This is a genomic window from Aliivibrio sifiae, from assembly GCF_002954715.1.
In the GTDB taxonomy this organism is placed as follows: Bacteria; Pseudomonadota; Gammaproteobacteria; order Enterobacterales; family Vibrionaceae; genus Aliivibrio; species Aliivibrio sifiae.
This window is the reverse complement of sequence record NZ_MSCP01000001.1, coordinates 2,168,936-2,181,635: the sequence shown is the minus strand read 5'-3', so window position 1 is coordinate 2,181,635 and position 12,700 is coordinate 2,168,936. Positions and strand designations below refer to the sequence as shown.

10 protein-coding genes are annotated in these 12,700 nt (G+C 38.9%); 7 read left to right on the top strand and 3 right to left on the bottom strand.

What is annotated here, in order from left to right; genetic code table 11:
• Positions 1 to 36: 36 nt before the first annotated feature.
• A complete protein-coding gene (gene srmB, locus BTO23_RS09740) occupies positions 37 to 1,284 on the bottom strand; it encodes an ATP-dependent RNA helicase SrmB (protein WP_105063417.1) in 1,248 nt (415 codons plus the stop codon).
• A gap of 88 nt (positions 1,285 to 1,372) precedes the next feature.
• The gene (locus tag BTO23_RS09735) at positions 1,373 to 2,077 is read right to left on the bottom strand and encodes a tRNA1(Val) (adenine(37)-N6)-methyltransferase (protein ID WP_060992478.1); all 705 of its coding nucleotides are present in this window, start codon (positions 2,075 to 2,077) and stop codon (positions 1,373 to 1,375) included.
• A 287-nt stretch (positions 2,078 to 2,364) separates the two neighbouring features.
• Here BTO23_RS09735 and brnQ point away from each other — a divergent pair, with 287 nt between their 5' ends.
• Positions 2,365 to 3,678, top strand: coding sequence for a branched-chain amino acid transport system II carrier protein (gene brnQ, locus BTO23_RS09730; protein ID WP_061004600.1), 1,314 nt, complete (start codon positions 2,365 to 2,367; stop codon positions 3,676 to 3,678).
• Between the two features lie 129 nt (positions 3,679 to 3,807).
• Here brnQ and fldB read toward each other — a convergent pair whose 3' ends face one another.
• On the bottom strand, positions 3,808 to 4,326 hold the full coding sequence (gene fldB / locus BTO23_RS09725) for a flavodoxin FldB (protein WP_105063416.1): 519 nt from the start codon (positions 4,324 to 4,326) through the stop codon (positions 3,808 to 3,810).
• 142 nt (positions 4,327 to 4,468) lie between these two features.
• On the opposite strand from fldB, the gene xerD reads away from it, so the two are divergent.
• The 6 genes from xerD (at position 4,469) to BTO23_RS09695 (ending at position 12,668) form a co-directional block, all read left to right on the top strand.
• Positions 4,469 to 5,365 (top strand): site-specific tyrosine recombinase XerD, encoded by an 897-nt coding sequence (gene xerD, locus BTO23_RS09720; protein ID WP_060992475.1) that lies wholly within the window; start codon positions 4,469 to 4,471, stop codon positions 5,363 to 5,365.
• A 75-nt stretch (positions 5,366 to 5,440) separates the two neighbouring features.
• Complete coding sequence (dsbC, locus tag BTO23_RS09715; protein ID WP_060992474.1) at positions 5,441 to 6,217, top strand: bifunctional protein-disulfide isomerase/oxidoreductase DsbC; 777 nt, start codon at positions 5,441 to 5,443, stop codon at positions 6,215 to 6,217.
• Between the two features lie 99 nt (positions 6,218 to 6,316).
• Positions 6,317 to 8,056: a single-stranded-DNA-specific exonuclease RecJ gene (recJ, locus tag BTO23_RS09710; RefSeq protein WP_105063415.1), complete on the top strand. Its 1,740-nt coding sequence runs from the start codon at positions 6,317 to 6,319 to the stop codon at positions 8,054 to 8,056.
• A 270-nt stretch (positions 8,057 to 8,326) separates the two neighbouring features.
• Positions 8,327 to 9,425 (top strand): peptide chain release factor 2 gene (prfB, locus tag BTO23_RS09705; protein WP_105063414.1). Its coding sequence is split into 2 segments (ribosomal slippage): positions 8,327 to 8,401 and positions 8,403 to 9,425, totalling 1,098 coding nucleotides; the frame shifts between segments, so codons are not numbered across the junction.
• Between the two features lie 13 nt (positions 9,426 to 9,438).
• Positions 9,439 to 10,944 carry a lysine--tRNA ligase gene (gene lysS / locus BTO23_RS09700; protein ID WP_060992471.1) on the top strand — a complete coding sequence of 502 codons (1,506 nt, stop codon included), beginning with the start codon at positions 9,439 to 9,441 and terminating at the stop codon, positions 10,942 to 10,944.
• A 386-nt stretch (positions 10,945 to 11,330) separates the two neighbouring features.
• Entirely contained in the window at positions 11,331 to 12,668 is a 1,338-nt protein-coding gene (locus BTO23_RS09695) for a sigma-54-dependent transcriptional regulator (protein ID WP_060992470.1), read from the top strand.
• Positions 12,669 to 12,700: the final 32 nt, after the last annotated feature.

The window sequence follows — 12,700 nt, the reverse complement described above, 5'->3', positions numbered from 1 at the left end:
AGATCTTAGTGCTATAGCTAGCTAAGCGTATAAAAATTACTTTTTCTTCTTTTTCTTTGGTGTGTTTTTCTTCGCTAGAGCCGCTTTTTTCTTCGCGTTCTTTTTCTGTTTATTTTTAAAAACAGGTTTTTTATGAGTTGGTTTTAACCCTTCAATAAAACGCTCTTTAATGATCTCATCTTCTTCTTTAACGTAACGGCCAACACGTTCCATCATAGGTTGATCGTGTGCTTCGATTAAAGAAACTGCACTGCCTTTATTACCAGCACGAGCAGTACGGCCAATACGGTGTAAGTATACGTCAGCAGTACGTGGCATATCAAAGTTAATAACATGACTTACGTTTGGTAAATCGATACCACGAGCAGCAACGTCGGTTGCAATTAATACATTAACTTTGCCGTCACGGAAACGAGCAATAGCATTATTACGGCTTTCTTGTGGCATATCACCTTGTAGCCATGCACATGAAATTTTAGCTGTTTCTAAGTGTCCACGAAGTTCAGCAAGGCGCTCACGAGTTTTTACAAACACAATTGAGCGCTCGGCTTGTTGAGTTAGTATGCTTTTCAATAACTCAATTTTATGAGGCATGTTATCTGCGCGATGATACCACTGAGTGATCTTTTTACGTTCACGACGCGATGGCTCTGCATTTATAGTTGCAGGTTCATTCAGTAGATCAGCAGTAAAACCTTCAACGCCACGACCTTCTAATGTTGCAGAGAACAAGAAGGTTTGTTTACGCCAGCGACATTCTTTTGAAAGACGATCAACAACAGGACCAAAGCCCATGTCTAGCATGCGATCTGCTTCATCAAGGATTAATGTTTCAATAGCACGACAATCAAAGCGCTCAGCTTCGATGTATTCCATCAAACGGCCAGGTGTAGCAACAACGATATCTTGAGTTCTTGCAAGAATATCAGCATGCTCTTGGTAGCTGATACCACCAGTAATGGTGAATACTTTATGATGAGTATATTTTGCTAGTTCACGAGCTTCATCAGCGACTTGGATAGCAAGTTCACGTGTCGGTGTCAGGATCAATACGCGCGCAGGACCAGGATCACGACGTGGGAAATCGTCAAGGTGTTGTAAAGCAGGCAGCAAGAAAGCAGCCGATTTACCTGTACCAGTTGGAGCAGAAGCAAGGATGTCTTTTCCTTCTAATGCTTCAGGGATAGCCATAGCCTGAACTTGAGTTGGACGTTGATAACCAATCTCCTCAAGAGCGCGCAGTAGGTTAGGGGATAGATCGAGATCAGCAAACGTTTTGATCACTGTTGGATTCTCCGTTCAGGTCTAAAGAGTATAAATATGATGTTAGCCAGACATTATAGTGATTTATTAGAGATGGATCACCGATCTTTTAATCCATATTGAGATAAAAGCATCTAGTTAGGTCAATAAAGTCATCACTGTAACTATTTTTACTATGAATTATTAATGTATTCTCTTGATAATCATAAGGAAAAACAGAAAGTTCTATTAATAATCGAGAAACTGATTTTTTTTCTGTTGTTTTGATCTTTGTGAGTTTTGTTAGCTTAAAATCGCAGTTTTTAGCTATTTCAATAAATTGTTCACCTTCAATGAGCGGAAGAATGAAACTTGCACGCCCCTCTGAGGTGAGTAATTTTTTACATTGTGTTAGTAAATCAAAAAATGGTAGAGCGTCAGTATGACGAGCAACAGAGCGTTCCCCTTTTTGTGATTGTTCACCGTTATTAAAATAGGGAGGGTTACAAATAATAGCATCGTAGGTTTTTTGTGGAGTAAAAGAGAGAATATCTTGATGAAACAAGGTTATTTGTTTTGCCCATTTACTGTTTTGGAAATTAGCTTGAGCTACTTCTACCGCCATTGGCATTAATTCTACAGCATCAATTTGACTCAATGGTTCTCTTTGAGCACACATTAAACTTAATAATCCAGTTCCACACCCTATATCTAAGATCGACAGGCTGTTATTAATTGTTGCCCACGCACCTAATAAAACACCGTCAGTGCTTACTGGCATACCGCATTGTCCGATATCAATATGAAATTGTTTAAAAGTGAAGCTTTTATTCATAATTAGCTCAATATGAGTATAGTTGTTAATCTTGTAATTTATATGTTAAATGGTGTGATATTCTATTTTTGATATTTTGTTGAATCTTTGAATGCTAATTGATCACTCTTTTATAAAACTAATTAATAGAGGATAACACTGCATATTGGCTTGTTGGCAATTTGATTATGGTGTTTTTCTCTAGACTATTGCGAATTATTGATAATTTGTTCATTATTCTGACATAAATATCGAAAAAGATATAAAACACAACATTAAATACACACAACATTATACAAGGGTTTCCTATGAAACAGTCATTAAAACTCGCCGATATCATTGCCGTTGGCTTTATGCTTTTTGCCTTCTTTTTAGGCGCGGGTAATATCATCTTCCCTCCAATTGCTGGTCAAATGGCTGGAGCGCATGTCTTTAGTGCTATGAGTGGATTTTTAATTACAGCCGTTGGTTTACCATTACTGACTATTATTGCTATCGGTGTTTCTGGTGGTTCTTGGCAGCACCTTACTCGTGATTTACCGCCTAAAGTAGCAATGATCATGGCGATTCTAATGTTCGTTATTATTGGTCCAGCTTTTGCTGCACCACGTACGGGATTAGTTGCTTATGAAATGGCAGCAAAACCTTTTCTTGGTGCTGATGCGGGGCAACTTTCTCTAACTCTATTTTCAATCGCATTCTTTTCAATCGCAATGTTTTTTGCATGGTCTCAAGGCAAGCTTATCGATACGATCGGTAAGTTCTTAACGCCAGCATTATTTATTGGTTTAATCGTGTTAGCTATTGCTGTGTTTGTGAACCCTCAAGGTGAAATTGTTGCGGCAACAGGGAACTACATTGATAGCCCTTTAACGACAGGTTTCTTTGAAGGCTATAACACCATGGATACGTTTGGTGCGTTAATGTTTGGTATTCTAATTATCGATGCATTGAAAAAGAAAGGTATCACAGAACATAAAGCGACAACTAAATACTTAACTATTGCAGGTTGTATTGCAGCTCTTGGTTTAGCATTTGTTTATATCTCATTATTTTATCTTGGCGCAACATCAAGCACTGTTGCTGCGGGGGCTGGTAATGGTGGTGCTATCTTAACGGCTTATACACATGCGTTATTTGGTTCTTCGGGTCAAATAGTATTGTCTATTATTGTATTGATCGCTTGTTTAACAACTGCGATTGGTCTTATTTCTGCATGTGCAGATTACTTTAGCTCAATTTGCAAAGTGACATATAAGGCGTGGGTTATTATTGTTGGTGTAGCGTGTGCTGTAGTTGCTAACGTAGGCTTAAGCCAGCTAATTACACTGTCTGTCCCTGTGTTGTTTTTGCTTTATCCAATTGCAATTGCGTTAGTTGCGTTAGCATTTACTCGCAAATTTATGCCGAATCCTCGTCTTGCATACCGAGTTGTTATTTTAGTTGCGACGTGTTTTGCGATATTAGATGCTGCGAAAGTTGCGGGTGCGGATATGTCTGTATTCTCTATGCTACCAATGTTTGAGCATGGTATGGCTTGGGTTATCCCAACGTTTGCATCGATGATTATCGTTCGTTTTGTTGGTACGAAAGAAGACGAATTAGTGACTGAAAATGCATAATTAAAGAAAGGGTTCAGATCGGTCGCAAGCTCCCTTAAAGGATTCAGGAGTATTCGTTGCTAGTTATATATGAGCAATTAGTATTCCTGAAACCTGAAACCTGAAACCTGAAACCTGAAACCTGAAACCTTAAAGTGAATCGTGATACTCAACCAATACCTGTTCACACCACTGCTCAATACGCTCATCACTCTTATCATATTGACTGTCTTCATCTAGCGCTAAACCGACAAAGTGAGATTCATCTTCAGTTAATGCTTTTGATGCATTAAATTGATAACCTTCATTTTTCCAATAACCAATAAATTTAGCATCAGTGGCTTTTAATTCATCGTGTAATAAACCCATCGCATCTAAGAACCATTCGCCATAACCTTCTTGATCGCCTAATCCAAATAAAGCGATGGTTTTTCCTTGCAAAGAAAGGTCATCTAATTCTTCCCATACGCCTAACCAGTCTTCTTGAATTTCACCAAAATCCCATGTGGAAATACCAAGTAATAACAAATCATAATCGTTCATTGTTGCTACTGGGGTCTCTTTAATATTGTAGATATCAACCAACTCTTCGCCCATTGTTGCTCTGATTTTTTCAGATGCCATTTCGGTGTAACAAGTGGAAGAACCGTAAAACAGACCAATTTTCATTTCAGCTACCATAATTAAAGAGGACGAAAGCCTAGTGTACCGCAAATGATTCTTAAAATTAAACTTGCATTGAAAGTGGAGATAATTGTTTAATACTGTAATTTTAACCAGTATTTTTTGGTTTTCAGTAAATGGTGATGCAATGAACAATGATATGGCTTTAATTGAGCGTTTTTTAGATACCATGTGGATGGAGCGTGGATTATCAGAAAATACGTTAGCTTCGTATCGAAATGATTTGGTGAAGTTACTGCAATGGCTAGAAGATAATCATTATAAATGTGCCTCTATTTCAGCAATGGGATTAAATGAATATCAAGCGTATTTGGTAGACAAAGAATACAAGCAGACTTCACGAGCGCGTATGTTGTCAGCACTTCGTCGATTTTTCCAATATCTACACCGAGAAAAAATTCGTGGTGATGATCCAACTGCTTTATTGATGAGTCCTAAATTACCGCAAAGGCTACCAAAAGATTTAAGCGAAGAGCAGGTGAATGACTTATTAGAAGCGCCAAATGTAGACGATCCATTAGAGCTTCGTGATCGTGCAATGTTAGAGTTACTTTATGCTACCGGTTTACGAGTGACGGAATTAGTCAGTTTAACCATGGAAAACTTGAGTCTACGCCAAGGTGTAGTTCGTGTTACTGGTAAAGGCGATAAAGAACGTTTAGTGCCGATGGGAGAGAATGCCGTTGATTGGATCCAAACTTTCTTAGACCAAGGACGTCCTGCATTACTTGGTGAGAAAAGTTCTGATGTGGTTTTTCCGAGTAAACGAGCAAGGCAGATGACAAGACAAACGTTTTGGCATCGTATTAAACATTATGCAGTGATTGCCGGTATTGATACTGACAAATTATCACCTCATGTTTTACGTCATGCTTTTGCGACGCATTTACTAAACTATGGTGCAGATCTTAGAGTCGTACAAATGTTACTTGGACATAGTGATCTTTCGACAACACAAATATATACTCACGTAGCAACGGAACGTTTAAAACAGATCCATCAAGAGCATCACCCTCGTTCATAGTGAAAGGGAACTTCTTGTTGGTTTACTACTCTAAAATTTAAACCTTCTATTTTTACTTTTTTTATAGGTACTTTTATGTCATTTATTCGCCGTACTAGCGCGATGTTTATTGCTTTATTGAGTGTAATTTCTTTTACCGCATGTTCTGATGAGCAAGCAAAAGATCACGCAGTATCTCCGTCAGTTGTTGAAGCATCTCAGGCTGATTCAGAACAAGCGATTACTCAGCGTTTAACGACATTAGGCTTGCCTGTTGAAGCTATTCACGACTCTGAAGTTGATGGCTTTAAACAAGTAGAAACGCCATTTGGTATTTTTTATGTATCAGATGATGGTAAGCACTTCATTCAAGGTCGAATTTTTGAGTTTGATGAAAATGGCAATATGAAAGATTTATTAGCAGCTCGTTTTGCAAAATTGGTTGATAGCCAAAGTGAGAACATGATTGTGTTCCCTGCGAAAAACGAAAAACATGTGATCACAGTCTTTACTGATATCACTTGTGGCTACTGCACTAAGTTGCATAAAGAAATGAAAGAGTATAATGATGCTGGTATTACGGTTCGTTACTTAGCGTATCCTCGTCAAGGCTACCAAGGTTCTGTCGCTGATAAAATGGCGCAAATTTGGTGTGCAGATGATAAACAACAAGCAATGGAAGACGCAAAATCAAACCGTGCAATTAATGGTTCAAAACCAGCAACCGCTCAGTGTAAGAACATTATTAAAGAACAATATTTATTAGGTCGTAAAATGGGTGTGAACGGTACGCCTGCAATTGTACTGCCTAATGGTGATTTAGTTCCGGGTTACAAACCAGCACAAGAGCTTTTGAAAGACTTAGAAAAATAATTCTTTCTTAACCCAATTTAAGTCCCCGCAATACTTGTTTAAATTAAGTATGGTGCGGGGATTTTTTTATCTTAGTAACTCTAACCTTAGGCCATTATCATGATTGAAGTGAAACGTCGTCTTATTCCGGAAATTCCTGCTTTACCAAGTTCAATTCCTTCAATCTTACAACAGATTTATGCAGCTCGAGGGATCACATCAAATAGTCAATTAGATCGTGGCGCGAGATCATTACTGTCATTTCAATCTATGCATGGCATAACTAAAGCCGTTGATATCTTAGTTGAAGCGATAGCAAAGCAAACTCGTATTATTGTTGTGGGTGATTTCGATGCTGATGGCGCGACGAGTTCAGCATTATCTGTCATGGCGTTTCGCTTAATGGGCAGCAGCAATGTTGATTATCTGGTGCCGAATCGTTTTGAAGATGGCTACGGGTTAAGCCCTGATGTGGTTGATCAAGCTAAAGCGATGGGCGCTGAGATCATCATGACAGTAGACAATGGCGTTTCATCAATTGAAGGTGTTGCTGCAGCGAAAGCCTATGGGATGCAAGTGGTCGTAACCGATCACCATTTACCGGGCTCTTCTTTGCCAATAGCCGATTCAATTGTTAACCCTAACCTTGAAGAGTGTGCCTTTCCGTCTAAGTCTTTAGCTGGTGTTGGTGTTGCGTTTTATTTGATGTTAGCGATTCGTGCTCGTTTGCGTGAAAACAATTGGTTTGAAACTCAAAATATTCCTATTCCGAACCTTGCTGATTTATTGGATTTAGTCGCACTAGGCACTGTTGCTGATTTGGTAGCACTTGATGAAAATAACCGTATTTTAGTGCATCAAGGTATCCAACGTATTCGCGCGGGTAAATGTCGTCCGGGTATTCAGGCGCTAATTGAAGTGGCAAATAAAGTGCCTTCTCGAATTGTTGCTTCAGATTTTGGTTTTGCACTTGGTCCAAGAATTAATGCCGCAGGTCGTTTGGATGACATGTCGTTTGGTGTTGAGCTTCTTATGTCCAACAACATTCATGCTGCACGTCGTATGGCCTCAGAACTTGATGCTTTAAATCAAACTCGTAAAGAGATTGAGCAAGGTATGAAAGACGAAGCGATGGCGATTTGTGAGCGCTTAGAGTTCGGCGCACAAAGTGAATTGCCTTTTGGCTTGGTGTTATTCCAGCGAGATTGGCATCAGGGTGTGATTGGAATTCTCGCTTCTCGTATTAAAGAAAAATATCATCGCCCTGTCATCGCATTTGCTGATGGTGGTGATGGGTTTATTAAAGGGTCGTGTCGTTCCATTCCTGGCTTTCATATGCGTGATGCGTTGGATTTGATTGATACTCGAAACCCTGGGTTAATTTTGAAGTTTGGTGGTCATGCAATGGCGGCAGGCTTAACCATTAAAGAAGTTGATTATAAGAAATTCAGCCAAGCTTTTGATGATGTGGTTCGCGAATCGGTGGAAGAAGAGGCGCTTAATGGCGTGGTTTTATCTGATGGTGAATTAACACCAGAAGAATTTACCTTAGGCACCGCTGAAATTATTCGAGCGGGGGGACCATGGGGACAAGCCTTCCCAGAACCTATTTTTGATGGGGAATTTAAAGTATTGAATCAGCGTTTAGTTGGTGAAAAACATCTTAAATTAATGTTAGAGCCAATACATAGAGATTTTCCAACCAATAAAATGGTTGATGCCATTGCTTTTAATATTGATATTCGTCGTTGGCCTGATGCTTCGGTACAAAAAGTGAAGCTGGCTTACCGCTTAGATATCAATGAATTTCGTGGTAATCAAACATTACAATTAATGGTTGAATACATTGAACCAATGTAAATCTACCGTTCTATAAAGTGAAAAGGTTAATTTATACTAAACGAGCCGTTAAGAAAAATCTAATGAGATGTTATTTTCTTGTTTCGTATGAAAATAGAAAGGCTCGTATTCCGAGCTGAAGTTAAATAAAAAGAAATTTGGTGTGATTAAATTTACACCATTTTCTCAATCCTTATTGTTCTTGCTTTCAGAGGTTGAAATACCTCGATTTCTATCACACTTTTCGTTAAAATCTCTCGGTTATTTTTTATTCGGCGATGATAAAACACCATGTTCGAAATTAATCCTATAAAAAACCGCCTCCAGGATGTGTCTGAACGCACAAATATCCTGAGGGGGTACCTTTGACTATGATGCTAAGAAAGAGCGTCTAGAAGAAGTCAATGCAGAGCTAGAACAACCAGAAGTATGGAACGAACCTGAACGTGCACAAGCGTTAGGTAAAGAACGTGCCTCTTTGGAAGCGATTGTTGAAACTATTGACCAATTAGATCAAGGCGGCGAAGACGTTGAAGGTTTACTTGAGTTAGCAGTTGAAGAGCAAGATCAAGAAACATTTGATGAGATTGAACCAGAGCTTGCTGATTTAGAAGACAAATTAGCGACATTAGAATTCCGTCGTATGTTCTCTGGTGCGCATGATCCTTCAGATTGTTATATTGATTTACAATCAGGTTCTGGCGGTACAGAAGCGCAAGATTGGACATCAATGATGTTGCGTATGTATTTGCGTTGGGCGGAAGCTAAAGGATTTAAAACAGAGATTATTGAAGTTTCTGATGGCGATGTAGCAGGCCTTAAAGGCGCAACAGTTCGCATCTCTGGTGAATACGCTTATGGCTGGTTACGAACAGAGACTGGTGTACACCGTTTAGTTCGTAAATCTCCATTTGATTCAAGTGGTCGTCGACATACCTCATTTGCTTCAGCGTTTATCTATCCTGAAATAGATGACAACATTGAAGTAGATATCAACCCTGCTGATTTACGTATTGATGTATACCGAGCTTCTGGCGCGGGTGGTCAACACGTAAACACCACTGAATCTGCGGTACGTATTACTCACGTCCCGACAAATACAGTAGTGCAATGTCAAAATGATCGTTCTCAGCATAAAAACAAAGCACAAGCGATGAAGCAGTTGAAAGCTAAACTGTTTGAACTTGAGCTTCAGAAACAAAACGCAGAGAAACAAGTAAACGAAGATTCTAAATCCGACATTGGGTGGGGCAGTCAGATTCGCTCATACGTATTGGATGATTCGCGCATTAAAGATTTGCGTACCGGCATTGAAAATCGTAATACGCAAGCCGTATTAGACGGTGATTTAGATAAATTTATCGAAGCCAGCTTAAAATCTGGATTATAAGAAAGGGTTCATTATGACTGACCAAGTACAACTAGATGAAAACAAACTGATTGCAGAACGTCGTGGTAAATTAGACCATATCCGTCAAGCATGTAAGGCTAATGGCCACCCGAATGACTTCCGTCGTGACAGCCTTGCGAGTGACCTTCAAGCAGAGTTTGGTGAGAAGACCAAAGAAGAGCTAGAAGAATTAAACCATATCGTTGCTATCGCAGGCCGCATCATGGCTAAGCGTGGTCCTTTCTTATTGATCCAAGAAGTCTCAGGTAAGATCCAAGCTTATGCATCAAAAGATGTTCAAAAAGAGCTTAAAGACAAATACCAAGGTCTAGATATCGGTGACATCATCGGTGTTAAAGGCGCTCTACATAAATCAGGTAAAGGTGATCTTTACGTGAATATGGAAGAGTACGTATTGCTAACGAAAGCATTGCGTCCATTGCCTGAAAAATTCCACGGTTTAACAGACCAAGAAATGCGTTACCGTCAACGTTACGTTGACCTTATTGTAAATGATGATTCACGTACTGCGTTTATTATCCGTTCTAAAGTGGTTTCAGCTATTCGTAACTTTATGGTTGATAAAGGCTTCATGGAAGTTGAAACTCCTATGATGCATGTTATTCCTGGTGGTGCTTCAGCACGTCCATTCGTAACACACCATAATGCACTTGATGTTGATATGTACCTACGTATCGCACCAGAGCTTTACCTAAAACGTCTTGTTGTTGGTGGTTTTGAGCGTGTTTTCGAAATTAACCGTAACTTCCGTAACGAAGGTTTATCTCCTCGTCATAACCCAGAATTCACAATGATGGAATTCTATATGGCGTACGCTGATTACAATGATCTAATGGATCTAACAGAAGCAATGCTATCTCAAGTAGCTATCTCTGTTCTAGGCAGCGATAAAATGCCTTACGGTGAGTACACAGTTGATTTCGGTGGCAAATATGCACGTATGAGCATGCTAGACGCGATTAAACTATACAACCCAGAGCATGCTGAGATCCAAGCATTAACTTATGAAGGCGTTCAAGATCGTGACCTAATGGTTTCTATCGCGAAATCAGTTCATGTTGAAGTTGAAAGCTTCTGGACATGTGGCCAACTTCTTGAAGAGATTTTTGGTGAAACAGCAGAACCTAAGTTAATGCAACCTACGTTCATCACTGAATACCCAGCAGATATCTCACCACTAGCACGTCGTAACGACAACAATGATTTCATTACAGACCGTTTTGAATTCTTCATTGGTGGCCGTGAAGTTGCAAATGGTTTCTCTGAGCTTAATGATGCTCAAGACCAAGACGAGCGTTTTAAAGCGCAAGTTAATGCAAAAGAATCTGGTGATGATGAAGCGATGTTCTATGATGCAGATTACATTACTGCACTTGAGCATGGTTTACCACCAACAGCAGGTCAAGGTATTGGTATTGACCGTTTAGTGATGCTATTCACTAATACTCACACAATTCGTGACGTAATTTTATTCCCTTCTATGCGTCCACAAGCATAGTTAATAATAGAATTAATAAAAAGAGCGGCTCTTAAGTCGCTCTTTTTTTTATAAGATTTATTACATAATGCATAAAAATGAGAAAGTAATTACACTTTTTTATCAATTGACCTAATTTTTACAATTCTCTTTTGTCCTTATCCCTGCCTTTAAAAGTAATTAAAAGTTCAATTCTTATATCAAAAATAGCCTGCATTCTTATAAATGAGTCAACTTTAATTCTAATATGTTAACTGTCATTTATTTATCATCGTTAACTTGTTTTTTTTTTGTTAAAAGGATGACGAGCATCTCACTTGTGAGACGTTGAGTGGTCTTAAAACCTGTATAGTTGCTCTATAACGATTTATCAGTTGGTTTCATTCAAGAATTTAGAGGTAAGGCTTATGGGTACTCAGTTTCGTATGGATTCTGTTCCAGGTTCATTAGTAGTGGTTGGTGGTAGTTATGAACCTTGGCTAGCCGTATTAGAACAAGTAGGTTGGCGTTGTCATCGTTGCTATGATCTTCGAGCGGCGCAAGCATTGTTTGACGAAATTGGTCCATGCATTGGTATTGTCGATTTAAGCCAAGATGATTTTAGCCTTAACGGTATTGCGACATTAGTTAACAACAACAAACAAGTTCGTTGGATGGCGTTTATTCGTGAATCACAATTGAGTTCAGATACTATCTGCCAATTCATCGTAAACTTCTGTATCGATTTTTTCACCGCCCCAATTCCTGATGCGCAATTGCTAAGTACTATTGGCCACCAATTAGGAATGTTGAAGTTAGAGCGTAAAGTTTGGCCTAATATGGGTAAGAAATCTGATTTAGGTATTCTAGGTGAAGCACCTGCAGTGAAACGTCTACGAGATCAAATCCGTCGAGTTGCACCAACTGATGTTTCTATTCTAATTTCTGGAGAAAGTGGTGTTGGTAAAGATGCCGTTGCTAGAGCTGTTCATGATTCATCTGGACGTAATAAAGGCCCATTTGTTTCACTGAATTGTGGTTCATTATCTGAATCAAAAATAGAACAAGAATTATTTGGTCTTCACCTTTCAGAATACGAAGAGTCAAAATTATTCCAAGCGAATGGTGGTACATTATTCTTAAATGATATTAATGATTTACCTGTAAGCCAACAGCAGCATTTATTACGTTTTCTACAAGAAGGTAATATTGAAACATCAGAAGGTTTTATCGATATTGATGTGCGCGTTATTGTGGCAAGCCACATTGATCTTGAAAAAGCGATAGAAGAAGGCAGTTTTAAAGAAGAACTTTATTATCGCTTAAATGTACTCCGCATCCACGTCCCTTCTTTAAAAGAAAGAAGTTCAGATATTGCGATTCTTGCGGAACATTTTCTTCAACGCTACGCAAAAGAATATAATACTCAAGCACGTACTTTTTCTGAAGATTCAATGCAAACCATGCTTCACTATCCATGGCCTGGGAATGTTCGTGAGCTAGTAAACCAGGTAAAACGAGCGGTTCTTCTTGCTGATAGCATGACGATAGATCTTGAGCATTTAGATCTTCCTCAACGTAGCGATACAAAACGTAGTTTACGAGTAATTAGAGAAAACTCAGAACGAGATGCATTATTAATGGTTTTAGAGTCTCATGATGGTCAAGTATCTTCAGCGGCAAAAGAGCTAGGTGTATCTCGAGCGACAATGTACCGTTTATTAAACAAACATAATTTAATCTCTGAACCAAGAAGTTATAGCTAATTTAAGAAGGGTTAATCAACAGAGTAATAAGA